Raw genomic sequence first — 25,460 nt, forward strand, 5'->3', positions numbered from 1 at the left:
AGACGGAGGGGACTGGCGCCTCACGTATCGCAGACAGAGGAGGCTGGCGTCTCACGCTCGGCGACCCCCCTGGCCTGCCGGCCATCTCCTCCTCAAGCGGGGAGATTAGCAGCTCTACCCAAACATTTGGAATGTCGTCACGATTGCTGCACTATATCAGTGCATAAGCGACGCTATGGGCCAGGGAGAATTGGGCGCTTGAAGGAAGTCAGGATACAGAAGCCGGAGCGGCAGCAGCGCCTGTTTGGCCTGTCGACGCCGCTCAGGGCCGCTGTCATTCCGCCGCTGTCGGCGGCGCGCTGGCTCCTGGTGCTGATCGTTGCCGCTGGCGTTTACTTCTTCCACGGCTTCCTGTTTCCGGTCCTTGCCGCCCTGGTGATCGCCTTCGCCAGCTGGCCGCTCTACCGACGGCTGCTCGCCGGCGTCGGCGGCAACCGCACCATCGCGGCGACGCTTGCGATCTTGTTCATCCTGACCTTCCTGGTGGTGCCGATCGCGCTTGCCGGCACCTACGCCATCAATGAGGTGCGCGAATGGGTCAACTGGTCGATCGAGACCAACCGCTACGGTGCGCCGACGCCGCACTGGATTGCCACCATGCCGGTGGTGGGCGAATGGCTCAATGAACAATGGACGGTCAACGTTGGCCACCCTGGCGGTATCGGCGAACTGATCCAGCTGATCAGCGGCGCCAATATCGGCAGCATCTACCGCGGCGTGCTTGCCGCGGGCGGCAGCGCCTTCGGCCTTTTGCTGACGCTGCTGTTCATGATGATCGCGCTGTTCTTCGCCTATCGTGACGGCGAGCATTTCGCCGGACAGGTCGATCGCCTCGGCGAACGCATCCTGCCGGCCAGATGGGAACGGATCTCACGCGTGGTGCCGGCGACGATCTCCTCGACGGTGACCGGCATGACCGTTATCGCCATCGGCGAAGGGCTGGTGCTGGGCATCGCTTACTGGTTGGCCGGCGTGCCTTCGCCGGTGACGCTCGGCGCGCTGACCGGCATCATGGCGCTGATCCCCGGCGGCGCGCCCCTGTCCTTCACGCTGGTCTCGATCTATCTCGCCGCCAGCGGCTCGCCGATGGCTGGGCTGGCACTGTTCGTCTGGGGCGCGGTCGAACTCTTCGTCGTCGACAAGACATTGCGCCCAAAGCTGGTCGGCGGGCCGATAAAGCTGCCCTTCCTGCCAACCTTTTTCGGCCTGATCGGCGGCGTCAAGACGATGGGTTTTCTCGGCCTGTTCATAGGCCCGGTGCTGATGGCCCTGCTGGTCGCAATCTGGCGCGAATGGCTGCGCGAAGTGGAACTGACCGATGAGCTCGCTGCCGCCGAACCGGCGGAGCACGATGACGCGCCGCCGCAGATCGAAATTGTCGCCGAACGTGCCGCCGCGAAAAAGAATCAGGCCGGGTGACTGACGGCGAACGTGGCGCGGCGCTTGCGCCCCTCGTGCAACTGCCAGAGCGAATGGCCGATCAAGGTCATGATGAGGATTGCGCCGCCGATCAGGCTGTAGCGCGACGGCGCTTCGGCGAAGATCATCCACACCCAGACCGGCGCCAGCACGGTTTCTAACAGGTAGAACATCGCCACTTCCGGCCCGGAGATGTATTTCGGGCCGTTGGCGAGGCAGAAGAAAGAGATCGGCATGATGACGGCACCGTTGAAGACGATCCACCATGGCGCGTTGACGTGAAAACCCACCTTGGAAACCATCAGGGCGGCGACGGCCAGCGGCAGGACCACTCCGATCAGCGCCGTGAAACCCATATCCTTGCCGCTTGCGCGCGAGATAGTGATGGCCGCTGCGATCATGAAAGCCGAGCATAGCGCCATCAGGTCGCCGAAGAGATGTCCGGTTCCAACGGAATCGCCGACAATGATCGTCACGCCGACGATCATCAGTGCCAGCGCTGCAAGCGTCAGGGGCCGTGGCCTCTCCTTCAGGAACAGCCATGACAAAAGGGCCGCGAACATGGTTGTGAACGCCAGGATGAAAACGAGGTTGGCGGTCGAGGTGCTGTAGACGCCGGTGATGAAGGCGATCGAGCCGAGCCCGTAGAGGGCGGCAACGATGAGCCCTGACCAGCCCGGGATAAGCTGCGGCGCCTTTGCGCTCAGCGAGCGCCAGACGGCCCAGATGATGAGCGTGGCGACGAAGGTCGTACCGGTGCGCAACAGCAGGATCGTCCATGCCTCGCCATCGGCGAGCCGGATCAGCGGAATGTCGACCGTCAGCGTCAGCCCGCCGATGGCGGTGATCAGAAGGCCTCTCTGGTGCTCGTTGTGGGAAGACATGCGGCAATTCTCGCGTAGGCTTGGAGGCGCAAAATTGACCTGCCCGGTTTCCAGCCGATCGGCCGGAAGCCCAGCGGGCATCTTCCTCGAAACAATTTAAGACTGAATACCGAAAGCGAAGATCAGCGCGAAACCGCTTCGTGATTGTAGCGTTCCCAACCTTTCGGGCCGAGATGCTCCTGCGGCTGGAAGCGCATCTTATAATTCATCTTGCGCGAGCCGTTGACCCAGTAACCCAGGTAGACATGGGGCAGGCCCATCGCCCTGGCGCGGGCGATGTGGTCGAGGATCATGAAGGTGCCGAGCGAGCGGTCCTCGAAGTCCGGGTTGAAGTAGGAATAGACCATCGACAGGCCATCGGCCATCTTGTCGGTGAGCGCCACGGCGATCAGCTCGCCCTGGCCCTTGCCGGTGATGAAGCTGTCGGGTCCGCGGCGACGGTATTCGATGACCTTGGTGTCGACATGGGTATCCTCTACCATCATGGCGTAGTCGAGCACGGTCATATCGGACATGCCGCCACGGCGATGGCGGGCGTCGAGATAGCTGCGGAACAGCGAATACTGCTCGGTGGAGGGCTCGGCGTCGTGCATGGCGCCGACCAGATCCGAATTATGCTGTATGACCCGTTTCATGTTGCGGCTGGCGGTGAATTCCTGCGCCAGGATGCGCACCGACACACAGGCGCGGCAGGTCTCGCAAGCCGGCCTGTAGGCGATGTTCTGCGACCGCCTGAATCCACCCTGCGTCAACAGATCGTTCATTTCCGGGGCCTTGTCGCCGACCAGGTGTGTGAACACCTTGCGCTCGAACTGGCCCTCGAGATAGGGACATGGCGAGGGCGCGGTCAGAAAGAACTGCGGCGACTGGGTCGGGTGCTGCGTCATCGAGCCTTGGAAACACTCCTGCGAATCGCTCTACCTTTGGCGCGGAAGCCGAAAAATTCAACAGGATTGTGAAAGCCTGGTTGATTGGACGTCTTCACATTTGTGCGCAAAGGCTGCGGCCGCGCTTCAAAAGTCTGCTCAGCGGCCGCTGCGGCTGACGACAGTGCCGAGCAGCAGGTCGTGCAGCGTGCGCTTGCGATCGGAAAACAGGCTCACCAGCAGGACCAGCGGCGAAAGGATGACATTGCCGGCCCAAAACAGCACCGAATGCACGACGGCGGTCAGCCCGTCGATGGGGCTGCCGTCGAGTCGGTCGAGCCGGATGCCCATTATCTTCATGCCGGTGGTGGCCTGGTCTTTACTGCCGAGCGTGTTCCAGATGTAGAGGATGGCGACGGCTGGCACGAGAATGGAAAACAGCATCCAGCCGAGGCCGAGCGTCAACAGCCCGAACAAGAACACCAGGATCGCGAATGGAATGGTGAGCAGCGCCACGATGAAATAATCGATGAAGAAGGCGAGAATGCGCCGCGTGCGTACGCCCTCATAGGCGCTGATATCTTCGAGCCTGCTGGTGATGATTTCGCCGTCGAGAACGCGAGCGTTCATGTCATTTCCTCGTAATCGAACCCGGGTTAATGCACGGGGCCGCTTGTGGATGAAATGGTGAAGGTTCGCGGCGGAATCAAGATCGAGCCGTCCACCATGTAGATGGTGACGGAGCACTTGGCGCCGTCTGTGACTTGTTGAATTTGTGGCGCGGATAGCGTTAGCTTGCTGCGGCGCAACAAAAGCGCCAAGCCGAGGGGACGGGGCGACATGGACTACGACATGCTGGTCATCGGCAGCGGCCCATCCGGGCGCCGCGCCGCGGTGCAGTCGGCCAAGCTCGGCAAGTCGGTGCTGGTGGTCGACAGAGGCCGGCGCCTCGGCGGCGTGTCGGTGCATACCGGCACCATCCCGTCGAAGACGTTGCGCGAGACGGTGCTCAACCTCTCAGGCTGGCGCGAGCGCGGCTTTTACGGTCGCGGCTACCGGGTCAAGCAGGACATTTCGGTTGGCGATCTGGTCGAGCGCCTGCATAAGACGCTCGACCATGAGGTCGAGGTGCTGCAGCACCAGTTCATGCGCAACACGGTCAAGAGCGCACGTGCCGCGGCAAAATTCCTCGGCCCCAACAAGGTCAGCCTGACCACCGACACCGGCGACTACAGCGAGGTTGGCTTCGCCCATGCGCTGATCGCGGTCGGCACCCGGCCGCACCGGCCGCGCGACGTGCCGTTCGACAAGACACGGATCTTCGACAGCGACGAGATGCTGGAGCTCGACCGCCTGCCGCGCACTCTGACGGTGATCGGCGCCGGCGTCATCGGCGTCGAATATGCAACGATCTTTTCGGCGCTCGACGTGTCGGTGACGCTGGTCGAGCCGCGCAATACCATGTTGGATTTCGTCGACCGCGAGATCGTCGACGACTTCATCCATCAGATGCGCGACCGCGGCATGACCATCCGCTTGGGCAGCGCCGTCAAGGAGATCGCCTCGAAACCCGATCATGCCGAGGTGATGCTGGCCGACGGCCGCACCATACGTTCCGAGATGGTGCTTTATGCTGCAGGGCGTACCGGCAATGTCGGCAGCCTGGGCTTGGAAGCGGTCGGCATTGAGGCCGATCCCAGGGGCCGCATCAAGGTCGATCCGCAGACGTTCCAGACAAGCGCGCCCAACATCTATGCCGCCGGCGACGTCATTGGTTTTCCGAGCCTGGCCTCGACTTCGATGGAGCAGGGCAGGGTGGCCGCCTGCCACGCGTTCGGCGTGCCGTTGCCGCCGCCGCCCGAAACCTTTCCCTATGGCATATATGCCGTGCCGGAAATCTCCACTGTCGGCCAGTCCGAGGAGCAGGTGCGCGAGAGTGGTGCAGCCTATGAGGTCGGCGTGGCGCGGTTTCGCGAGACCTCGCGCGGCCACATCATGGGCGTCAACACCGGCTTTCTGAAGCTTCTGTTTTCGATCGAAACACGCCGTCTGCTCGGCGCCCATATTGTCGGCGAGGGCGCGACCGAACTCATCCACATTGGCCAGGCGGTCATCAATCTCGGTGGCACTGTCGACTTCTTCGTCAACAACACCTTCAACTATCCGACGCTGGCCGAAGCCTACAAGATCGCCGGGCTGGACGCCTGGAACCGCATGGGGCGAGGCTAGCTTCGAGGCTTATCGATCTGACGTTGCAACGGCGGCTGCAGGATCTGCCAGCCACCGCCTGACGATCGCGGCGTCCGGATTGCCGATTTCATGGCCGGAGGCGACGGTGTGGGCCTCGACTTTGGCGCCATGCCGGCTGAGCAGTCCGACCAGCGCGAGTGCGAAGGGCCGGTAAATCAGGTCGTCGGCGCCGGATAAGATTACCACCCGTGCGTTGCTGAGATCCGCCGGCGGCACCTCGTCCAGAACCGGCATCGGGCGCAGCAAAGCCGCTTGGACGATCAGCCGCGGATGAAGCAGCATCACGCTTGAAACCAGGTTGGCGCCGTTGGAGTAGCCGATAAAGGAGGCTCGGGCGAGATCGAGGTCGTGGCGTTTCGCGGCCTTGGGGATGAAGTCAGCGAAAGCGTCCGCCTCTTTGCGGATGCTGTCCTGCTCGAATCGTATCGGCGAAATCCGCCTGAACCAGCGGAAACCGTCTTCCTGGGCGATGCGGCCACGCACCGCCACCAAGGTGGCGTGCGGCGAGACTTGGCGCCCCAGCGGCACCAGAGTCGTCTCGTCGACACCCGATCCATGCAGCAGAAAGAGGCACTCTCCGGTTGGTGCTGCGGGCCTGTAAACGCGATAAAAAAATGGCAGGTCGCGCCGCAAAAAGTCATCTTCCGGAGGTTTTTCGGACATAGTTGCATCCTTTTGTTTTCACGATGTTTCATTCATTTGCCGGCTTCAAAACGGAATATTTTCAAGCTCCGCGAAAGTTGATTGAACCGGGCGCATTTCAGTCCGTTTCTTTGCCGATATAATCCCCGCGGGAGGGATTCGAAGCAGTGTGCGCCGGGTGGTCGCCCGGGTGGTCGCATACCGCGCATGAACAACCAGCTTTAAGGCCTTTTATCGATGACCATGCCAGTTTCGCCGGAACGCGATACGCGTATTGACGTGTTCCGGGCACTCGCCCTCCTGACCATATTCATCGACCACGTGCCGGGCACAGTTTTCGAAACCCTGACCTACAAGAATTTCGGGTTTTCGGATGCGGCCGAGGCCTTCGTGCTGATCTCCGGCATGTCCGTCGCTCTTGCCTACGGCACCAGATTCCAGCCGGGAAACCGGTTGGTCGCAACGCTGAAGATGTGGCGCCGCGCCGGCGTGCTCTATGTCACCCACATCGTCACGACGATGGTGGTCATGGCCATCTTCTGCGCAGCGGCGGTGTTTGCGAAACGGCCGGACCTTCTGACGCTGATCAACATCGAGCCGCTCGTCAGGAATCCGCCGCAAGTCCTGGTCGGTGTCGTCACGCTCGGCCATCAGCTCGGTTACAACAACATACTGCCGGTCTATGCGGTGCTGCTGTTGATGGCGCCGGCCTTCCTGCTGTTCATCAGCTACAGGCCAATGGCCGCGCTTGCCGTGTCCGCAGCCCTTTGGCTGGTTGCCGGAATCTACCAGATCGCGCCGCCGAACTACCCGGAGCCCGGGTTCTGGTTCCTCAATCCGCTGTCATGGCAATTGCTGTTCAATATCGGCATGGCCAGCGTGTTGCATGTGCGGCGCGGCGGCACCATCCCGGTCAATCGATGGCTGGTCGGCGCGGCGGCCGCCTATGTGCTGACGGCGCTCGTCTGGGTGCATAGCCCGCTGTGGGGGCATGTGTCATGGCTCGACCTGCCGGTGGTGCTGACCGGTTTCGACAAGACGTTCCTGTCGTTGCCGCGGCTGCTGCACATCCTGGCGATGAGCTATCTGGTCGTCGCCTTGCCTTTCGTCTCGAACCTGTTCCGCACCGGCCGCGACAATCCGCTCGCCATATTGGGCAAACGCTCGCTGCCGGTTTTCATTGCCGGCACGGTGATTGCCATGGCGGCGCAGGTGATGAAGCTGATCAACCCGGGCGGCATTGCCTATGACAGTCTGCTGCTCGCCGCCGGCATCGCCATGCAGTTCGCGCTCGCCTTTTATCTGGAGTGGCTGTCCGCAATCGGCTGGTCCGGCAAGGGCAAGCCGGTCCGCAACGAGGCGCTGCCTGTTCGTCCATCCTTTGGCATCGGTCCCATGGCGGCCAATAGATAAGATTTGGAGCCGATCTGCCCCAGTCAGCCTGTACTTGGCGGTGGTCCGGACGATGCCCTGACGACAAGTTCGACGTCGAGCGTTTCTCGCCGCACCGTGCCGTCGAAGTCGAGGATTCTTCGCGCTGCCCGGCGGCCGATCTCGGCGATCGGCTGGGCGATGGTGGTGAGCGGAGGCTCGCAAGTTGCGGCTTCAGGCACGCCGTCGAAGCCGACGACGGAAACATCGCGGGGAACCGCGATGCCCCGTGCGTTGAGCCATTCCAATGCCACCATTGCGATCCGGTCCGACATCGCCAGGATGGCGGTCGGCGGTTCCGCCGAGGCGAAGATGGTTTCAAGGCCAGCCCTTGTGCTCGCCTTATCGTTTTCGGTCTCGTAGACCGGCACTTTGGTGGTGTCGACACCAAACCGGGAAAGCTCTTCGAAATAGCCGAGGAGGCGATCACGGGTTCCGGTATAGGACGCCGTCCGGACCTGCTCGGGCGAGACAAGACCGGTGCTGTCGTCGGCGAAGGCCAGCGACAACACGGCGAAGCGGCGATGTCCAAGTTCCGCCAGATGGCGCGCCGCGAGCCGGCCGCCGGCAACATTGTCGATACTGATCGCGGAGACCGTGTCGTCCTGCGAGCCGAGCTCGAGCGCGACGAAGGGGAGCTTTCGTTCGCGCGTCAGCTCAACGAGACGCGGACCGCCCTCGATGCAGAACAGGATGAAGCCGTCCACGAGGGCGCTCTGGATATTCCAGGCAAGTTTTTCCTCGTTGCCAGCCGACACGAGGGCTATTCCCGCGCCGGTGGCGTCGCAGGCCTCCGAGATGCCGGCCATCATCACGCGGGCAAACGGGTCGTCGAAGAAATAAGACAGCGGCTCGGTTGTGGCGACGCCGATTGCATTGACCTTGCCGGCGCGCAGCAGGCGGCCCTTGGGATCCGGGCCGGCGTAGCCCAGCGCGTCGGCCGCCGCCTTGACCCGCTCGCGGACCTCCTCGCGCACGATTTCGGGACGGCTGAAGACATTGGAGGCAGTGCCGTGCGATACGCCCGCGGCCTTGGCGATGTCCGCCAGCCGGATGGGCCTCCTGCCGCCTTCGGTGAGTGATGCCATTTGTTTGTCTCCAGGACTCCTGTCCAACAGTATCGCCGATTACCTAACATCTTCCTTGGATCGATTCAAATTTCTGCTTGACATTTATAATGTGACGCGTATTCTTGAATCGATCCAAGAGCGGTTTTTATCCGCAGATTGGATCGATACAAGAGGAGAGCGCCATGCACCCCGTCAATTATCTGTTCGAGGACATTTACCGGAACGACTGGAGCATCCGCTCGGGCGCGGATGTCCGTAAGGGGCGCGACAGGACCGGTCCGTGGATTCGCGACCTGCGTTTCCTCGTAGGGCGCAAGCGGAGCTGATCGGCGGCCTATTATTTGTGCCCGCGCATTGGATCGATTCAAAAAGCTAGAGGACATTAAGCCATGCATCCGATCAAGCATCTGTTCGAAGACATCTATCGCAATTATTGGGGCATCTCGCCGGCCACCGAACGGCTGGAGCGACGGCGTATAGTCAAGACGCCCAAGCGCGACGGCCAAGTCCGGCCCGAACGTCCGCAAGACTGAGCTGGCAAGACAGAGCTCGTGGATCGAGCGCGGCTGGCGAAAAGAGCAGCGGCCGCCATTGGTTGCCGCATCAATGGCGGCGCGGGTGTACCAGCGCCGAGGCGGCCATCACGAGCCAGCCGCCGATGAGCAACGTGCCGCCGATCGGCGCCGACATCGGGAACAGCCGCGAGCCAAGGAAGTCGCGGGCCAAAAGATCTCCCGAGAAAAGCAGAAGCCCGACGAGAAGGATGAGGCTTCCGGTTCGCAGGATTCTATTGCCACCGAGCAGCCCGACGGTAAGGAAGACCGGCGCATGCATGAGCAGGAAGGATGCGGCCGTACCGACGAAAGCGCCGCCGAGATGTGCCGCCGCCGCCGAAAGAGCCACGCCGGTTGCGCCGCATAGGCTGCCGGCAAAAATCAGAATGCGACTGCCCGCCGTCTGTTCAGCCATGCTCATTTCCACGCCTCCGCGATTCCTGGCGACCGCCTGAGATAGTGCGGCGAACCGTGTCAGGATTTGCCGGCTTCCGCCAGCATGGCGCGTTCGCGGCGCGACTGGACCAGCCAGTTATAGGCCGCTCCGCCCGCCATCAGCACCGATGTGCCGAGAAACACCGAGCGCATACCGAAATGGCCGCCGACGAAGCCGCCGAGCAACGGTCCGGCGACCTGCCCGACATATTGCGCCGAGATCGACAAGCCCAGCACATTGCCGCCGACGCCGTCTGGCACATTGTGGCGGATGACGCTGGTGATGCAGGGCACGAGACCGCCAAGCGCCAGGCCCATCAAGAAACGCAGGCCGACGAGTTGCCAGCCCTGCGTAACGAAGGCCTGCGGGATCAGGAGCAGCGCCGAGACGGCGAGTGCGGCAACGATTACGTTCCAATGGCCCATACGGTCGGCGAGCTTGCCGAGCCGCGACGCTGACAGGATGGCGCCGAGCGCTGCCGCGGACATGACGATGCCGGAGATCAGCGTGACCTGGCTCTGATCTTCGATGAGCTGTTGGACATAGACGGTGATGATCGGCTCGATCGACATGGTGGCAAAACTCAACAGCATGCCGGTCGCCAGCATGGCGACGACGGGGCGCTTGTCGGGAATCTGCGACCAGCCGCCTCTCGCTTTTTCTTGTGACGCCGCCTTGACGGCAACCGGGCGAGGGGCCTCCCTGATCAGCAAGGTGGTTGCCAGAAACGCCAGGAAAATGACGCCGCCGGCGAGCAGGAAGGTGGCGCGGATTCCAATCAGCGGCGGCAGCGCGCCGCCGAGCAGCGGACCGACCAGAGCACCGGCGGTTATGCCGGCCGACAGCACGCCCAGCGCCCAGCCAGAGCGATCCTTCGGCGTCTGCATGGCAACCAGGATGGTCGAGCCCGAAGAATAGCCGCCGGCAAAGCCGATCAGCAGGCGCAGGAGCACCAATTGCCAGACGGTCTGCACCATGCCGGTCAGCGACATGCACAGCGCCATGCCGAAACTGGCACGCACCAGCATCAGTTTGCGGCCGTAGCGGTCGCCTAGCCGCCCCCACAAGGGCGCAACCAGCGCGGCAGCAAGGAAGGTGGCGCCGTAGGCAATGCCCGACCACTGGACGATCGCCGCGTGACCCTCGGCGCCCAACTGCTCGACGTACAGCGGCAGGAAGGGCAACAGCAGCGTCATCGCTACAAGCGTGCTGAACGAGCCGGCAAAACACACGGCGAGATTGCGACGCCAGTGGACGTTGTGCGTGCCTTGCGTGGCGAGGGTGGCGTCTTGCGGCATGTCCTGTCCTGTCCCGCCGGCTTGGATGAAAACTTGTTGTGGATCCCATTTTGGTATACCAGATTGGTATCCATCATGGACGCAAGGCTGGTCGCTGTCAATGCGGCCCCTGCAAAGGGATCGGCAACAAATGGCCGGTGAACAGAGAGCCAATGAACCGGCTCCAACAAAAGGAACGCCAATGTCGCAGATGCAAAACGTCGAAAAGCAGCTTCGCGAGATGATCCTCGGGCTCGAGATCGGTCCCGGCGAGCGGCTGACGGAGCGCTGGGTCGAAAGCCGTTTCGGCGCCTCGCGCACGCCGGTCAGGGCGGCATTGCTGCGGCTCGAGACCGAAGGCCTGATCTGCCGCGACGGCCGCGGCTGGACGGTCTCGCCTATTAATCTCGCCGAACTCGAGCAGATCGCCGTCTATCGCGAGGCGGTCGAGGTCGCGGCGCTCAGAATAACTTGCACCTTGCAGGACCGGAGTGCCGTCGAAATCATTGAGGGGATGCTCGATTCTTGCGACGACAAGACGCCGCGCGAGGAATGGCATCGCGTCGGCATGGACTTTCATATCGAGTTGGCGCGTCTGTCCGGCAACGAGTTTCTGTTCAGAGCGGTTCGCGACGCGATGACACGCCTGTCGCGCGCCCGCTGGCTCGAGGTTCGCGACGAGGCAGCACTTGGCCGTGCCTGGGCCGAACACCATGCCATTCTGTCGGCGGTACGGGCCGGCGATGCCGATAGCGCTGCCCGCCTGCTTTCAACCCATATCATCGGCAGCCGCGACCGGCTGGTGACCTCGCTGCGCAACGACCGGCGCGGCCTGCGCGCCCGGGGATTTGCCGTCGTCGCTTGAGTGAGGATCCGCGGCCATTGATGACGAAAAAGGGCAGATGAGCGAAGAATGCTACTTTCGGTCTCGCTTCGCAAATGCCGATGGCGTAAGAGCGGCGATGGAAAACAACCGATTTGACACACCCGTGACCGTCAAGGGCGCGGCAGGAAGCAATCAGCTCTTGCGTACGGCCCGCGAGGCTTCCGACTACCTCCTCAACAATTGGCCCGGCAAGCGCAGCCCCAAGCACCGCGAAGCGCTGCAGGCCTGTCATGATGCGCTGGCCGGCGACAAGCCGGCCATGAACGCAAGACGGGCCTTCATTGCCGCCGCTCGTGAAGTGAACGTCTTCGTCAGCGACAAGGCGCCCGCCTGAGGCATAGCGGGATTTGACCGAGGCCCGGACCGCCTGACAGGCCGGGCGTCATCACTCGGCCGTTTCGGTTTTGGTTTGGGACTCGCTCTCGCCCTCGGGCTTCGATCGCTCCTTGGCTGCGACCTTGGCAGCCTGCTTCTCCGCCTTCTTGGCGGCCTTCTGCCGGTCGCGTTCCTTGCGTTCCTGACCGTAGTTCGGTGCTCGTGCCATATCGGTTCCTTTCATTGTGCTTGGCCTTTGCCTAGGAGCATTGGGCCGCAAACACAACACCGCAAGGCACGATCGGGCTCCATATCTCGGCGCAGTCCGGAGAGCCCGGCTTTTCAGGCGCCGTCGCGGTCGAGGACGAGATCGGCCGGACCGAACCGGTCCTTTGCGGTGAACTGCTGGTGCCAGTAGGGATAGAGCACGGGCGGCCTGCTGACCACGTCGAGCCGTGTGCGCTCCTCATCGGCAAGCACAAGGCTTGCAGCGGCGATATTGTCTTTGAAATGCGCTTCGGTTCGTCCGCCGATCACCAGCGAACTGACAGCGGGCCGGCCGAGTAGCCAGGCAAGCGCCACTTGCGCTGCCGACACACCGTGGTTCTTGCCGATATCGATCAGCACGTCGACGATCCGCCACAGCCGGTCCTCGTCGCGGATCGGCGGTTCCGACCAGCCGCTGAGCTGGCGGGCGGTCGGCTGGTCACGGTGGTATTTGCCGGACAGCAACCCGCCGGCAAGCGGGCTCCAGACCAGCACGCCGAGCCCCTGGTCGACCGAGATCGGCAACAATTCATACTCGGCCTCGCGGGCTTCCAGCGTGTAGTGGATCTGCTGGGTGACGAAGCGCGGCTGGTGATGACGGTCGCTGATCCCCAGCCCCTTCATAACTTGCCAGCCGGAATAATTGGAGCAGCCGACATAACGGACCTTGCCCTGCGCGACCAGCGTGTCGAGCGCGGCGATGGTTTCCTCAAGCGGTGTCAGGCCATCCCACTCGTGCAGGAAATAGATGTCGATGACATCGGTCCTGAGGCGCTTCAGGCTTCTCTCGCATTCGCGGATCAGATGGTAGCGCGACAAGCCTTCATCGTTGGGGCCCTTGCCGATCCGCATGCGCGCCTTGGAGGCGATCAGCACGTCGCCCTTGCGCTTGCCGCCGAGCGCTTCGCCGATGATCTCTTCCGACACGCCGTTCGAATAGACGTTGGCGGTGTCGATGACATTGACGCCGGCATCGATGCAAAGGTCGATCATCCGGCGCGCCTCGTCGAGATCGGTCTTGCCGACCGCCGAAAACGCGCCGCCGCCGCCGAACGTCATGGTGCCCATGGTCAGGGTCGAAACCTTCAGCCCGGAACGGCCGAGAGTGCGGTATTCCATGTCGTATCCTCACGATTTATCGGGAAAGGGCGTTGCAAACGACAGCCCTCAGTGAACCGGGCATTTGTAGGATAATTCGTTCCGCTTGTCGCCCGTTCCGCAGGGCAAGCTCGATCACATCTTGCGGATTGAAACGCACAGCCAGCGCAGTAGTGGCTGCAATAAAACCGTCATTGCCGGCCTATACTAACATCGGTCCAGCGCTTCGACTTCCGGCCGCCGGGCCGGGCGGCAGAGCGCCTGACAGCGGCCGGCAAGGCCTGTAAGCGGAGCAGCGCAAATGACCGAGATAAAACAGAATTCCCCGGCCACGGACTGGCTGGAAGCGGAACTCGCCGACACGCTCGACGAAGATTATGAGCTGGAAATCTCGGAGCCGGCGCTGTCGATGGAGATCGCCAAGATCTACAAGAATGCGCATCCGCCATCGATCGACCGCCTGCAGTATTTTCGCAATCTCATCACGCTGCAATCCGAATTGATCAAGCTGCAATCCTGGGTCGCCTATCACAAGAAGAAGCTCGTCGTGGTCTTCGAGGGCCGCGACTCGGCGGGCAAGGGTGGCGCCCCGTGGTTCATCGTCGAGGGCAACGACAAGAAACGGGCACGGCTGAACTGCATCGACCAACTCCTCAAGCAGATGCCTTATGAGGAGGCGCCGCACGAAGAGATCACACTGCCGGAGCGCGTCTTCAATCCCGAATACAAGCGCCAGGTACTGCCGCGCGAACTGTATGTGCCGGAGAAGTACTGACTAAAGCGGCGAGGAGGGCGCTGCTCTGTGGCGCCCTGCGACAAGCTAGGTACGCTCGATGATGACGTGCGTGGCTTTCGGCGTCGCGACCTGCTCGCTGCAGCGATAGCCGAGCTTGGGCATGTCGATGCCGGCAAAAAGGTTCTCGCCGGCGCCCAGCAGGACCGGTGAGATCGCCAGATGCAATTCGTCGATGAGCTTTTCCTGGAGATATTGCCGGATCGTTGCGACGCCGCCGCCGAGCCTTATGTCCTTGCCGTCAGCCGCTGCTTTCGCCTTTTGCAGCGCTGAGTGGATGCCATCGGTCACGAAATAGAAGGTCGTGCCGCCCTCCATGACAATCGGATCACGCGGATGATGCGTGAGCACGAAGACCGGCACATGGTAGGGCGGGTTGTCACCCCACCAGCCTTTCCAGCTGTCATCCGGCCATTCGCCGCGGATTGGCCCAAACATGTTGCGGCCGAGGATCCATGCGCCGACGTTTTCGAAGCTGCGTGCGGCGAACGCCTCGTCAGTGTCCGTGGTCCCGCCATCCTTGCCGAGGACCATCTTGCGGAAAGTGCGGGTGCCAAACATCCATCCGTGCAGGGCTTCCCCGCCAACACCCAGCGGGTTCTTCAGGTCTTGGTCGGGACCGGCGCCGAAGCCGTCGATCGACAGGGTGAAAGCGCTGACGCGAAGTTTGGACATGAGAGCCTCCTCGATAACCAATTGTGACATGCAAGCAGTTATCGGGTTAGCTTAACTGATTGCATTTTGCAAGCGGTGTTTTTGGATCGCCGGCTAGCGATGAACGGCTGGGCCACAACCGCCAATCTCCCAACGCTGGCGATTGGCCATAACCAACCATCCCGTCGTCATCCTGGGGCGAAGCAAGGAGCGAAGCGACGCGGCGCAGACCCTAGGATCCATGCCGTGACATCGGCCGAAGAACACAGCGGCCCAGAACGACGAACCACGCGAATGGAGATCAAGAAGACCAATCCGGAATGGTCCGAACTTTTTCGGAGAACCGGATGGGTGCGTTCGTTTTCGATCCGCCGGAGCACTGCCGCCAGGTCACGGCATGGATCCTGGGGTCTCCGCGACGGAGCTTCGCTCCTGCTCCGCCCCAGATGACGAGGGGGAGGGAGGATTCGGCCAATCCCGAAGGTTTACCACAGGCCCCCATCCCATGCACCAAAGTTCCAAAACGATGCGATCACCTATCCCTTCAGCATCGCCGCTACTTCGGGCGCAAAGTAGGTGAGAATCCCGTCGCAGCCGGCGCGCTTGAACGCGAGCAGCGATTCCAGCATCGCCTTTTCGCCGTCGATCCAGCCATTGGCGGCGGCGGCCTTGATCATCGAATATTCGCCCGAGACCTGATAGGCGAAGGTCGGCATCTGCAACTCGTCCTTCAGCCGGCGGATGATGTCGAGATAGGGCAGGCCGGGCTTGACCATCAGCATGTCGGCGCCTTCGGCTAGATCCTGCTCGGCCTCGCGCACCGCTTCGTCGGAATTGGCGTGGTCGATGTAATAGGTCTTCTTGTCGCCCTTGAGCAGGCCGGCGGTGCCGACCGCCTCACGATAGGGGCCGTAAAAAGCGGATGCGAACTTGGTCGCATAGGACATGATCGCTACATCCTGAAACCCATTGGCGTCGAGCGCATCGCGGATGGCACCGATCCGGCCGTCCATCATGTCCGAGGGGGCAATGATGTCGGCCCCCGCCGCCGCCTGGATGACGGCCGCCGCCGTCACCTGCTCCACCGTTTCATCATTGACGATAATGCCCTCACGCAAGATGCCGTCATGGCCATGCGAGGTGAACGGGTCCAGCGCCGCGTCGGTGATGATGCCGATCTCCGGCACCGCCCGCTTGATGGCGCGGGTGGCGCGGTTGATGATGTTTTCCGGATCGAGGATATGCGAACCGGTCTGATCGCGCAGGCCGAGCTCCACATTGGGGAAAGTGGCGATCGCCGGAATGCCAAGCTTGGCCGCGCGCTCAGCCTCCTTGACGGCGAGGTCGAGCGACAGGCGGTACACGCCGGGCATGGCGGCGATCGGTTCGCGCACTTGTCTGCCGTCGACGACGAAGATCGGCCAGATCAGATCGTCGACCGAGAGCCGGTTCTCCTGGACAAGGCGGCGCGACCAATCGGCCTTGCGCATGCGCCGCAGCCGCCGGCTGCCGGTGATCTCGTCGACGCTGCGCGCGCCGGCAGGCTTTGCAGGTGTGAATTTGTTCATCGCCAAAACTCCGGACCGGGCGGCTTTTACCACGAGCCTTCGCTGCTGACCAATGCGACACGATTGTGCCAGCGGTCCTGTCGGGCGTTATTCTGGTTGACCATTGCCCGACAGAATCTGCGCAGCACCCCGCATGGCGACGCGGAATGCCTCGTCGAAGCTGACACCGCGCACTTGCCATTTATAAGCCTTGCCGTTCATGGCAAGCCGCCAATCGGCGATCCAGCCAAACTCCTTGTCGCTCCAGATCAGGCTGCCGGCGAGCGCCTGATCGGCACCGGCCTTTCGGGCAAGCTGGTCCAGCGTCGCCATATCGGCATGGCGCAGGGCCCGGTCGTCAAGCTTCGAGGCCGACAGCAGCGACGCTTCGGGAAACACAATCCGCATGACCAGCGGACCGGTGGCATTAACGAAGGATTCGCGCATCGCCGCCCCGCGCTGGTCGTCGGCAGTCAGCGCGAACTGCCTTGTGCCTTGCTCCGCCGCCAGAAAAATCGCCAGGCGTGGCCGCTCGGCCAGCCATGGCTTGCTGCCAAGCGCGGCAAGCACCGGATCGATGGCGTCGGGCTTGTACAGGCAGGTGAGATCATGCGGCCGGTCGTGAGTGCCTTGTTCGTCATGGACCGGAATGCCTTCAAGGCGGTCGTGGTAGCGGAATTCGGCAACGAAGCTGCCGGCCTTGTCGCGCAGCGCCGCCATCTCAGGTTTTTTCGCCAGCCGCTGATCACCCGAGACACGCACCAGCACCGCATCCAGACATGTCTTGAAACCGATCTGGCGATTGACCTCGCCCTGGCCGGTGACGATGGTCTGCGATTGGTAGAGACTATCCACGGTTTCGGCCGATACGGGAGGAGTGTTCGCAGCGATTAGGCCGACCACCACAACAGCAAGGCGTGGCAACCAAGGCATGGTCCAACCTTCCAGTTCAAAGCGCCAGCATTAGCACCGGCTGCGGCCACGGGCCAGCAGGCGGGATTGGCGCTGCCATTGACGTGGCTATGCGCCACGCATTAGCACTTCACTCTCGGCGGGCGCGGGAGGGATTCTCTGGCGATGGATTTTGGCGGAGGCGACGAGATTCGCTTCGAAAGGTTGGGCAGGGCCGGCGTCGTCACGCTGACGCGGCCGCAGGCGCTCAATGCCGTAACCCACCGCATGGTCAAGGCGCTGGACAAGGCGCTGCGCAGCTGGGAACGCGACGATGGTGTCGACGTCGTCGTCGTCAAGGCCGAGGGCAGGGCATTTTCGGCGGGCGGCGACATCCTCCACATCTACGAAGCCGGCCGGGCTGGAAAACCGCCGGTCGAGTTCTTCGCCGACGAGTACCGGCTGAACGCCCGCATCGCCCGTTTCAAGAAACCCTATGTCGCCCTGATCGACGGCATCGTCATGGGCGGCGGCGTCGGCATCTCCTTCCATGGCTCGCAGCGGGTGCTGACCGAGAACGCGCAATTTGCCATGCCAGAGGTCGGCATCGGCTTTTTCCCGGATGTCGGCGCCAGCCATCTGTTGCCGGATCTCGGCGGCAGCTTCGGCATGTATCTGGCGCTGACCGGCAACCGCATCCGCTATGGCGATGCTTTGTGGTCGGGCCTCGCCACCCATACGATCAAGGCGGAGGACCAGCCCGGCTTTCTCGACCGGCTGGCGACAAGCGGCGACCCGGAATCGGTGCTGCGCGGCTGCTTCGTCCCGGCCAAACGCGAGACAGACAGGCCGACGCTGGAAGCCATCGCCCGGCATTTCGCGCAGCCGTCACTGGCCGATATGGTCGCCAGCCTGGAGCGGGCAGCCATCGCCGACGAGTTCGCGGCAAAGACGCTGGCCACCATCCGCACACGTTCACCGACCAGCCTGCATGTCGCGTGGCGCCAGATCAGCGCCGGGCAGACGTTGTCGATGGACGAGTGCATGAAAATGGAGTTCCGTATCCTCAACCGTATGCTTGTCGGGCACGACTTCTATGAAGGTATCCGCGCCGCCATCATCGATAAAGGCTCGACGCCGCAATGGCGGCCGGCAGGCATCGATGACGTCAGCGCCGCCGACGTCGATGCCTATTTCGCACCGCTCGGCGAACGGGAACTGAAGCTGTGAGCGAGGCCACCTCGAGACGCGTGGTGCTGCAGCCCTCGACGATCGAGGTCATCTTCGCCTGGTTCCAGCGCGTTATCGCCGGCTATTGTCTGCTGTTCGGCATCTTGCACTGGATCCGGCTGATCGGCGTTTACCCCGGCCAGTTGTGGCGGTTCGATCTGATGCCGGTGCACTGGCAGGTGGCGGCGGTGGTGCTGGCGGTGTTTTTTCCATTCGCTGCCGCCGGCCTGTGGATGCTGGCGTCCTGGGGGCCGGTGATCTGGTTCATCTGCGCGGTGACCGAGTGCGTCATGTATGCTGGCTTCCCCGACTTGTTCGGCCGCCGGCCGCTGATCGTCGCCTCGCACCTTGCGGTGGCGCTGCTCTACATAGTGTTCCGCGTGGTGATCTGGATCCAGAAGCGGCAAGCCCGGCGATAGCAATTCCGGCCAGGATCGTTGGCTAAATCTTTAGGTTAATCATCCTTGCTCGGGTGACCGTCCGTTAAGCCTCTTTCGAAACCCCTTACCGGTAAGCTCTTGTTAGCCTTGGCGTTTAAGTCGAATTTTATGAGTATTCGATAGTGTCGCGATCAAGGTGAAGAACAAAAAATCACCGGGCGACAAACGAGAGGCAAAGACAATGATCAATTCGCGTCCGGCGGCGAAGACCGCCAACGTATCCGATGACCGCCGCGAGGCGATCCGTTCGCTGTACATGGAATCGCTGCAGCTGGTCGAGCGGCTGCATCGCCGTCTGCTTGATGTGATCAAGGACGAATTCGACCGCAACGGTCGCTCCGACATCAACGCCATCCAGGCGCTGCTGCTGTTCAACATCGGCAATTCGGAGCTGACCGCCGGCGAACTGCGCTCGCGCGGCTATTATCTCGGCTCGAATGTCTCCTACAATCTAAAGAAGCTGGTCGATCTCGGCTTCATCAACCACCAGCGCTCGCGCATCGACCGCCGTTCGGTGCGGGTTTCACTGACGCCGAAGGGCAATGAGGTGGCGGAAGTCGTCGCCGGCCTTTACGAACGCCATGTGGGCTCGATCGAGCAGGTCGGCGGCATCAACACGGAAGAGTTCAAGCAGATGAACCGCGCCCTGCAGCGGCTGGATCGGTTCTGGAACGATACCATCGCCTATCGGATGTAATCGCACCCGCCGCAGCAAGATCTGAAGCTGGACCACGGAAGTGCTGCCGCGGAGCAGACCAAAGACCGGTGCCGAAAAGCACCGGTCTTGCCCGTTTCGTCAGGCCGGCCGATCCAAATTCGAGCAACAGCCACGTTGCCGCCATATTCGAATGGAACCGAAGATGCGGGTGATGCTGGGCCAAAGCCGTGCATTTGTCCTGTGCTCAAGTCACTTCCATGTGTTTTTACACCCATGTGTTTTTACAGCGAAGTGATGCGGGCCATGGTTGGCTAATTGTTAAGAAGCCAACTCTAGAGTGCGGGCGAGACCGCCCGGTGGGTTGAATTGTAGCAAGAATGTCTGGACCATCCATGAGAACCAGCCGCCGTTTCTTTCTTTCAGGAGCCTCCGCGCTCGCAGCCGCAATGGTCGCCGGCCGCGCCAGTGCACAGGATGTGATCGGGGATATCCTGAAATCCTCGGCGCGTGGCAATTGGGACGACCAATTCGATGCGCGTGCCAGCGAAGGCGGCAAGGTTGCCTCGACGCTGCCGATCTTCAGCCTGCAGACGGTATCCTTCACCGAGCAGGCGATCATGCAGTATCAGAATATCGTCGCGCAAGGCGGCTGGGAGCAGGTTCCAGACACCAAGAAGCTGCAGCTTGGCGTCGAGGATCCCGATGTGGTGCCGCTGCGCAGGCGCTTGATGATATCGGGCGACCTGGCGCAGAGCGCCGGGCTCTCGGAAGCGTTCGATTCTTACGTCGACTCGGCGCTCAAGCGCTTCCAGTTGCGTCACGGCTTGCCGGCCGACGGAACCACCGGCAAATATACTTTCGCGGCAATGAACGTGTCGGCGCCGGTTCGGCTTGGTCAGCTGCAGACCAATCTGCAACGGCTGCGTGAGCGGGCCGGCACGCTTGGCAACCGCTATGTGCTGGTCGACATCCCGGCGGCGCAGATCGAGGCTGTCGAGAATGACCGCGTTGTGCTGCGCCACACCGCAATCGTCGGCAAGATCGATCGCCAGACGCCGATCGTCAATTCCAAGATCAACGAAATCATCGTCAATCCGTACTGGAACGCGCCGGTCTCGATCGTGCGCAAGGACATCATTCCGCTGATGCGGAAGGACCCCAACTATCTCAAGGATAGCCATATCCGCCTGTTCGCGCCGGACGGCAGCGAGGTCGACCCAATGACGGTCGACTGGTCGACCGACGATGCCGAAAAATATCGCTTCCGCCAGGATCCCGGTTCCGGCAACGCGATGGCCTCGGTCAAGATCAATTTCCCCAGCCCGGACGGCGTCTACATGCACGACACGCCGCAGCAGAGCCTGTTCGGCAAGCTGATGCGCTTCGATTCCTCTGGCTGCGTGCGGGTTCAGAACGTGCGCGACCTCGTCACCTGGATTCTGCGCGACACACCGGGCTGGGATCGCCAGCATTTCGAGGCGGCGATCAAGACCGGGGAGAACATGCCGGTGCAGGTTACCAATCCGGTGCCGGTTTATTTTCTCTACGTCTCGGCCTGGTCGACAGGGCCGGGCGTGGTCCAGTTCCGTGACGACATTTACGGCCTCGACGGAGCCAACGAGCTGCAGATCACATCCGCGCTCTAAGCAGCTGAGTTCATTTGCAAAAGGCCGCCGGAAGGGCGGCCTTTTTCGTTGCCGGGTCTTTCGCGACAAGCTTCGCTGGGCCGATCGCCGCATGGGGCTGCGCTTCCTGGGGGTCTGGGTCGGCGACATCGCGACGCGCGTCTCGGCGCGATTACACAAGCGCAGGCCGAGCCGTTCGGGCTGCGCGTCCGGATCGCCGGCTCTGTTGCCGGCGTGTGCGGCGCCATCACGCCGGCCAGATCAACGACCATACGATGCAGGCGCTGTTCCCCGAGATCACGCTCACCGAAGCCTGCCGGCCCTTCAGCAGGGCAAGGAAATAGAGGCCGCCAGTCTCTCTGGCGCAATCCGGCCAGCAAATTTCGCGCAGCAAACGTGGCGGGCCGAAAGCAACTGTGTTAATGGCGCGACAGACCCCGAACCTTGAGGATTTCAGCCCATGGCAACAGCAGCGGCAGTGTCGAACAAATTCGAATCCTTCTTCGAAACCACGCTTGCCGATGCCGACCCCGAGATTTTCGGCGCCATCCGCAACGAACTCGGCCGCCAGCGCCACGAGATCGAGCTGATTGCCTCGGAAAATATCGTCTCGCGTGCCGTGCTCGAGGCACAGGGGTCGATCATGACCAACAAATATGCCGAGGGCTATCCGGGCAAGCGCTACTATGGCGGCTGCCAGTTTGTCGATGTCGCCGAGGAACTGGCCATCGAACGTGCGAAAAAGCTGTTCGGCTGCAACTTCGCCAACGTCCAGCCGAATTCCGGCAGCCAGATGAACCAGGCGGTGTTCCTGGCGCTGCTGCAGCCCGGCGACACCTTCATGGGTCTCGACCTCAATTCCGGCGGGCACCTGACGCATGGCTCGCCGGTCAATATGAGCGGCAAATGGTTCAAGGTCGTCTCCTATGGCGTGCGCCGGGACGATCATCTGCTCGACATGGACGCGATCGAGAAGACTGCCCATGAGACCAAGCCGAAATTGATCCTGGCCGGCGGCACCGCCTATTCACGTCTCTGGGACTGGAAGCGTTTTCGCGAGATCGCCGATTCGATCGGCGCCTATCTGATGGTCGATATGGCTCATATCGCCGGACTGGTCGCCGGTGGCATGCATCCGTCGCCGCTGCCGCATGCCCATGTGGTCACCACCACGACGCACAAGTCGCTGCGCGGCCCGCGCGGCGGCATGATCCTGTGCAATGACGAGGACATTGCCAAGAAGATGAATTCGGCCGTGTTTCCCGGCTTGCAGGGCGGACCGCTGATGCATGTCATCGCGGCCAAGGCGGTGGCCTTGGGCGAGGCGCTGAAGCCGAGCTTCAAGGTCTATGCGGAGAGCGTCGTTGCCAATGCCAAGGCACTGGCCTCCAGCCTGCAGGAAACCGGTCTCGACATCGTCTCCGGCGGCACTGACAACCATCTGATGTTGGTCGACCTGCGCCCCAAGAACGCCACCGGGAAGCGCGCCGAGGCTGCCCTTGGCCGCGCCAACATCACCTGCAACAAGAACGGCATCCCCTTCGACCCGGAAAAGCCTTTCGTCACCTCGGGCGTTCGGCTTGGCACGCCGGCTGGCACCACGCGCGGCTTCGGCCAGGCTGAGTTCCGCGAGATTGGCAAGCTGATCGCCGAGGTGCTGGATGGACTGAAAGTCGCCAATTCCGACGATGGCAATGCGGCCGTCGAGGCAGTTGTGAAGACCAAGGTGGCGGCATTGACGGATCGTTTTCCGCTTTACCCGTATCTTGGTTGACCGACGCCGAGTGTCCTCCATGTGCGCGACAATCCCGGTGCGACAGCAAGGCACCTGCGGAGAAGCATCAATGATGCAAACTTTCCGTTTCGCCGGCTTTGGTGCCTTGCTGGCCTCGGCTATTTTGCAGCTGTCCGGCTTCGCCTTGGCGCAGACCGAGCCGACGCCGGCAGCGCCAAGGACAGAGACGTTCGGCAGGTGGTCCACCACGATGGACGAGGTCAACACCGGTGAGGATGTGCGAAAGACCTGTGCCGCCTCTACGGTCTTTTTCGACGCTAACGGCACCAGTGGCACCCTTACGCTGGCCATCTCGAATGGCGACGTACTGCCACCCGGAGGCTATCCGAGCCTCATCATCGCCGTGAGAAACAGTGACTTGCCCAAAGGTGACAACGTCCCGGCGGTGTTTCGCGACGTTAACGACAAGATCAAGGCTGGTTTTCATCTTATCGCCGACGGACAGTGGATGATGGACAACAAACCCGAGACCACGCTTGCCATACTGCGTGCCATGCGCCGTACGAGCGCCCTTGATGTCAGCTTCGCCGACAAGCCGGTCGCGACCATATCGATGGACGGCTTCACCAAGGCCTATCGCTATCTCGGCACGTCCTGCGGCTTCCCGACCGGCGACGTCGCTCCCTGATTGGCGTATTGCCGTCCAACTGATTGCCACTCTCGCAATTTTCCTCGTGCCTCGCTATCTCTGAGGCGCGATCGGTCATCGGCCATACTTTGCCATCGTGGCAAAAACCTCTAAGCCTTTCGCCCCACGAGAATCGCGAACCGAAGGCCCTCCATGCGCTGTCCCTATTGTCAGTCCGAAGATACGCAGGTGAAGGATTCACGCCCCGCCGAAGACGGCGCGGCGATCCGCAGGCGGCGCGTCTGCCCGGATTGCGGCGGCCGCTTTACCACGTTCGAGCGGGTACAGCTGCGCGACCTTGTCGTAGTGAAGAAGTCTGGACGCAAGGTGCCGTTCGACCGCGACAAGCTGTTGCGCTCGGTCGAGATCGCGGTACGCAAGCGCAATGTCGATCCCGAGCGCATCGACCGGGCCGTGACCGGCATCGTGCGCCAGCTCGAAAGCTCGGGCGAGACCGAAGTGGCTTCGGGCGAAGTCGGCCGGCTGGTCATGGAGGCGCTTAAGTCGCTCGACGATGTCGCCTATGTGCGCTTTGCCTCCGTCTACCGCAATTTCCGCGAGGCCAAGGATTTCCACGACGTATTGGGCGAACTCAAAGGCGACGAGCTCAAAACCGACGAGCCCAGGGGCGAAGAGCGGAAGAGCGAAGAGGACGCCAGTTGAGCATGGCAGGGTCCGAACGCAGCACGGCTGAGCAAGAGCTCCTCGATCGCCGCTATATGGCGGCAGCCCTCAGGCTGTCGCGCAAGAATGCCGGCCGGACCTCGACCAATCCTTCCGTCGGCACGCTGATCGTGCGTGATGACGGCAACGGGCCGATGATCGTCGGCAGCGGCGTCACCGCCGTCGGCGGCCGGCCGCATGCCGAGACCCAGGCTTTGGCAGAGGCCGGCGAACTGGCGCGCGGCGCCACCGCCTATGTAACGCTGGAGCCCTGCGCCCATCACGGCCGCACGCCGCCTTGCGCCAATGCGCTGGTCAGTGCCGGCGTGGCGCGTGTGGTCGGCGCTGCCAGCGATCCGGACCCGCGTGTTTCCGGCAAGGGCTATGCAATCTTGCGTGCCGCTGGGGTCGAGGTGGTGGAAAAAGTGCTGGCGGCCGACGCCGCGGAGCAGATGGCCGGCTATTTGATTCGATCTCTGAAAAAACGCCCGGAAGTGATTCTGAAGCTTGCGCTTTCAAGCGACAACAAGATCGGCGTGAGAGGCGAGGGACAAGTCTCCATCACCGGCGATATCGCCCGGCGCGAAGTCTATCTGATGCGGGGCGAAGCCGATGGCATATTGATCGGCATCGGCACGGCACTGGAGGACGATCCGGCGCTGACGGTTAGGCTTCCGGGACTGGAGAGCCGTTCGCCGGCGCGCATCGTGCTCGACCGTCAGATCAGGCTAGCCGAGACTTCGAAACTGGTCGCCGGCGTCGACCGTGTGCCGCTCTATATCGCTGCCTGCGCCGAGGCCGATCCGCACCGGCGCGCCGCGCTCGAACGCGTCGGCGTTCGCTTCATCGGCACTGAGACGTATGAAGGCGATATTGCGCTGCCGGAACTGCTCGAGGATCTGGCGGCGCTCGGCATGGCCAGCCTCTTGGTCGAGGGCGGCGCCAGGGTGGCCAAGGCGTTCCTCGACGAACAACTGGTCGATCGTATCGTGCTGTTTCAGGGGCCGGACGCGATCGGCGAGGGCGGCATTGTATCGCCAATCGATGCCAACAATATCCCGCCGGGATTTCGCAAATTGCGCAACATGCGTTTCGGCGAAGACACATATGCGGAATGGATAAGAGACATCTAGGACCGAAC

General features: G+C 62.3%; 28 protein-coding genes. 16 read left to right on the top strand and 12 right to left on the bottom strand.

The window, feature by feature from the left end; all coding sequences use genetic code 11:
• The first annotated feature begins 198 nt into the window (after positions 1-198).
• Positions 199-1,419, top strand: coding sequence for an AI-2E family transporter (locus NKH42_RS13890; RefSeq protein ID WP_352506529.1), 1,221 nt, complete (start codon positions 199-201; stop codon positions 1,417-1,419).
• Here NKH42_RS13890 and NKH42_RS13895 read toward each other — a convergent pair.
• The 3 genes from NKH42_RS13895 to NKH42_RS13905 all read right to left on the bottom strand — a co-directional run bounded on the left by NKH42_RS13895 (position 1,407) and on the right by NKH42_RS13905 (position 3,799).
• Positions 1,407-2,303 carry a DMT family transporter gene (locus NKH42_RS13895; protein ID WP_352506528.1) on the bottom strand — a complete coding sequence of 299 codons (897 nt, stop codon included), beginning with the start codon at positions 2,301-2,303 and terminating at the stop codon, positions 1,407-1,409. The genes NKH42_RS13890 and NKH42_RS13895 overlap by 13 nt on opposite strands.
• Before the next feature lie 122 nt (positions 2,304-2,425).
• A complete protein-coding gene (locus tag NKH42_RS13900) occupies positions 2,426-3,190 on the bottom strand; it encodes an arginyltransferase (RefSeq protein WP_023717252.1) in 765 nt (254 codons plus the stop codon).
• Between the two features lie 138 nt (positions 3,191-3,328).
• Complete coding sequence (locus NKH42_RS13905; RefSeq protein WP_352506527.1) at positions 3,329-3,799, bottom strand: RDD family protein; 471 nt, start codon at positions 3,797-3,799, stop codon at positions 3,329-3,331.
• A 210-nt stretch (positions 3,800-4,009) separates the two neighbouring features.
• Here NKH42_RS13905 and sthA point away from each other — a divergent pair, with 210 nt between their 5' ends.
• The gene (sthA, locus tag NKH42_RS13910; RefSeq protein WP_352506526.1) at positions 4,010-5,398 is read left to right on the top strand and encodes a Si-specific NAD(P)(+) transhydrogenase; all 1,389 of its coding nucleotides are present in this window, start codon (positions 4,010-4,012) and stop codon (positions 5,396-5,398) included.
• A 9-nt stretch (positions 5,399-5,407) separates the two neighbouring features.
• Here sthA and NKH42_RS13915 read toward each other — a convergent pair whose 3' ends face one another.
• Positions 5,408-6,082, bottom strand: a complete 675-nt coding sequence (locus tag NKH42_RS13915) for an alpha/beta hydrolase (RefSeq protein ID WP_352689395.1) — start codon at positions 6,080-6,082, stop codon at positions 5,408-5,410.
• Positions 6,083-6,298: 216 nt separating this feature from the next.
• On the opposite strand from NKH42_RS13915, the gene NKH42_RS13920 reads away from it, so the two are divergent.
• Positions 6,299-7,474 carry an OpgC family protein gene (locus NKH42_RS13920; protein ID WP_352751627.1) on the top strand — a complete coding sequence of 392 codons (1,176 nt, stop codon included), beginning with the start codon at positions 6,299-6,301 and terminating at the stop codon, positions 7,472-7,474.
• A 23-nt stretch (positions 7,475-7,497) separates the two neighbouring features.
• Here NKH42_RS13920 and NKH42_RS13925 read toward each other — a convergent pair whose 3' ends face one another.
• Positions 7,498-8,580, bottom strand: a complete 1,083-nt coding sequence (locus NKH42_RS13925; RefSeq protein ID WP_352506523.1) for a LacI family DNA-binding transcriptional regulator — start codon at positions 8,578-8,580, stop codon at positions 7,498-7,500.
• Positions 8,581-8,744: 164 nt separating this feature from the next.
• On the opposite strand from NKH42_RS13925, the gene NKH42_RS13930 reads away from it, so the two are divergent.
• Positions 8,745-8,888 carry a hypothetical protein gene (locus NKH42_RS13930; RefSeq protein WP_352506522.1) on the top strand — a complete coding sequence of 48 codons (144 nt, stop codon included), beginning with the start codon at positions 8,745-8,747 and terminating at the stop codon, positions 8,886-8,888.
• 63 nt (positions 8,889-8,951) lie between these two features.
• A complete protein-coding gene (locus NKH42_RS13935) occupies positions 8,952-9,095 on the top strand; it encodes a hypothetical protein (RefSeq protein WP_352477145.1) in 144 nt (47 codons plus the stop codon).
• A 70-nt stretch (positions 9,096-9,165) separates the two neighbouring features.
• Here the strand turns inward: NKH42_RS13935 and NKH42_RS13940 are convergent, their stop codons facing one another.
• Positions 9,166-9,537 carry a DUF423 domain-containing protein gene (locus tag NKH42_RS13940; protein WP_352506521.1) on the bottom strand — a complete coding sequence of 124 codons (372 nt, stop codon included), beginning with the start codon at positions 9,535-9,537 and terminating at the stop codon, positions 9,166-9,168.
• 53 nt (positions 9,538-9,590) lie between these two features.
• Complete coding sequence (locus NKH42_RS13945) at positions 9,591-10,850, bottom strand: multidrug efflux MFS transporter (protein ID WP_352751623.1); 1,260 nt, start codon at positions 10,848-10,850, stop codon at positions 9,591-9,593.
• Between the two features lie 181 nt (positions 10,851-11,031).
• On the opposite strand from NKH42_RS13945, the gene NKH42_RS13950 reads away from it, so the two are divergent.
• Positions 11,032-11,694, top strand: coding sequence for a GntR family transcriptional regulator (locus NKH42_RS13950; protein ID WP_352506519.1), 663 nt, complete (start codon positions 11,032-11,034; stop codon positions 11,692-11,694).
• A 97-nt stretch (positions 11,695-11,791) separates the two neighbouring features.
• Positions 11,792-12,049 carry a DUF982 domain-containing protein gene (locus tag NKH42_RS13955; RefSeq protein WP_023674477.1) on the top strand — a complete coding sequence of 86 codons (258 nt, stop codon included), beginning with the start codon at positions 11,792-11,794 and terminating at the stop codon, positions 12,047-12,049.
• Positions 12,050-12,100: 51 nt separating this feature from the next.
• Here NKH42_RS13955 and NKH42_RS13960 read toward each other — a convergent pair whose 3' ends face one another.
• Together NKH42_RS13960 and NKH42_RS13965 are read right to left on the bottom strand one after the other, a co-directional pair.
• Positions 12,101-12,259 carry a hypothetical protein gene (locus NKH42_RS13960; protein WP_254817539.1) on the bottom strand — a complete coding sequence of 53 codons (159 nt, stop codon included), beginning with the start codon at positions 12,257-12,259 and terminating at the stop codon, positions 12,101-12,103.
• A gap of 113 nt (positions 12,260-12,372) precedes the next feature.
• On the bottom strand, positions 12,373-13,416 hold the full coding sequence (locus NKH42_RS13965) for an aldo/keto reductase (RefSeq protein ID WP_352449292.1): 1,044 nt from the start codon (positions 13,414-13,416) through the stop codon (positions 12,373-12,375).
• 280 nt (positions 13,417-13,696) lie between these two features.
• Between NKH42_RS13965 and NKH42_RS13970 the strand changes: the two genes are divergently transcribed.
• Positions 13,697-14,170 carry a polyphosphate kinase 2 family protein gene (locus NKH42_RS13970; protein WP_352751621.1) on the top strand — a complete coding sequence of 158 codons (474 nt, stop codon included), beginning with the start codon at positions 13,697-13,699 and terminating at the stop codon, positions 14,168-14,170.
• Between the two features lie 45 nt (positions 14,171-14,215).
• On the opposite strand, the gene NKH42_RS13975 is transcribed toward NKH42_RS13970, so the two are convergent.
• From NKH42_RS13975 to NKH42_RS13985, 3 genes are all read right to left on the bottom strand, one after another.
• Positions 14,216-14,863: a dihydrofolate reductase family protein gene (locus tag NKH42_RS13975; protein WP_352477155.1), complete on the bottom strand. Its 648-nt coding sequence runs from the start codon at positions 14,861-14,863 to the stop codon at positions 14,216-14,218.
• 515 nt (positions 14,864-15,378) lie between these two features.
• Positions 15,379-16,410 (bottom strand): porphobilinogen synthase, encoded by a 1,032-nt coding sequence (hemB, locus tag NKH42_RS13980; RefSeq protein WP_352751620.1) that lies wholly within the window; start codon positions 16,408-16,410, stop codon positions 15,379-15,381.
• 87 nt (positions 16,411-16,497) lie between these two features.
• Complete coding sequence (locus NKH42_RS13985; protein WP_352703159.1) at positions 16,498-17,322, bottom strand: DUF8605 domain-containing protein; 825 nt, start codon at positions 17,320-17,322, stop codon at positions 16,498-16,500.
• Between the two features lie 144 nt (positions 17,323-17,466).
• Here NKH42_RS13985 and NKH42_RS13990 point away from each other — a divergent pair, with 144 nt between their 5' ends.
• The 8 genes from NKH42_RS13990 to ribD all read left to right on the top strand — a co-directional run bounded on the left by NKH42_RS13990 (position 17,467) and on the right by ribD (position 25,452).
• Positions 17,467-18,510 (top strand): enoyl-CoA hydratase/isomerase family protein, encoded by a 1,044-nt coding sequence (locus tag NKH42_RS13990; RefSeq protein WP_352751618.1) that lies wholly within the window; start codon positions 17,467-17,469, stop codon positions 18,508-18,510.
• Positions 18,507-18,929 carry a DUF6163 family protein gene (locus NKH42_RS13995; protein ID WP_352751617.1) on the top strand — a complete coding sequence of 141 codons (423 nt, stop codon included), beginning with the start codon at positions 18,507-18,509 and terminating at the stop codon, positions 18,927-18,929. The genes NKH42_RS13990 and NKH42_RS13995 overlap by 4 nt, the downstream gene beginning before the upstream one ends.
• 202 nt (positions 18,930-19,131) lie before the next feature.
• Complete coding sequence (gene ldtR, locus NKH42_RS14000; RefSeq protein WP_023674486.1) at positions 19,132-19,647, top strand: transcriptional regulator LdtR; 516 nt, start codon at positions 19,132-19,134, stop codon at positions 19,645-19,647.
• Between the two features lie 353 nt (positions 19,648-20,000).
• Positions 20,001-21,254, top strand: coding sequence for a L,D-transpeptidase family protein (locus NKH42_RS14005; protein ID WP_352477160.1), 1,254 nt, complete (start codon positions 20,001-20,003; stop codon positions 21,252-21,254).
• A 439-nt stretch (positions 21,255-21,693) separates the two neighbouring features.
• Positions 21,694-23,007 carry a serine hydroxymethyltransferase gene (gene glyA, locus NKH42_RS14010; protein WP_352751615.1) on the top strand — a complete coding sequence of 438 codons (1,314 nt, stop codon included), beginning with the start codon at positions 21,694-21,696 and terminating at the stop codon, positions 23,005-23,007.
• A 70-nt stretch (positions 23,008-23,077) separates the two neighbouring features.
• Positions 23,078-23,656 (top strand): hypothetical protein, encoded by a 579-nt coding sequence (locus tag NKH42_RS14015; RefSeq protein ID WP_352751614.1) that lies wholly within the window; start codon positions 23,078-23,080, stop codon positions 23,654-23,656.
• A gap of 153 nt (positions 23,657-23,809) precedes the next feature.
• Positions 23,810-24,319: a transcriptional regulator NrdR gene (gene nrdR / locus NKH42_RS14020; protein WP_352506509.1), complete on the top strand. Its 510-nt coding sequence runs from the start codon at positions 23,810-23,812 to the stop codon at positions 24,317-24,319.
• Positions 24,320-24,321: 2 nt separating this feature from the next.
• Positions 24,322-25,452, top strand: coding sequence for a bifunctional diaminohydroxyphosphoribosylaminopyrimidine deaminase/5-amino-6-(5-phosphoribosylamino)uracil reductase RibD (ribD, locus tag NKH42_RS14025; protein ID WP_352751612.1), 1,131 nt, complete (start codon positions 24,322-24,324; stop codon positions 25,450-25,452).
• Positions 25,453-25,460: the final 8 nt, after the last annotated feature.

It is taken from the genome of Mesorhizobium sp. M1142, assembly GCF_040318565.1.
Classification (GTDB): domain Bacteria; phylum Pseudomonadota; class Alphaproteobacteria; order Rhizobiales; family Rhizobiaceae; genus Mesorhizobium.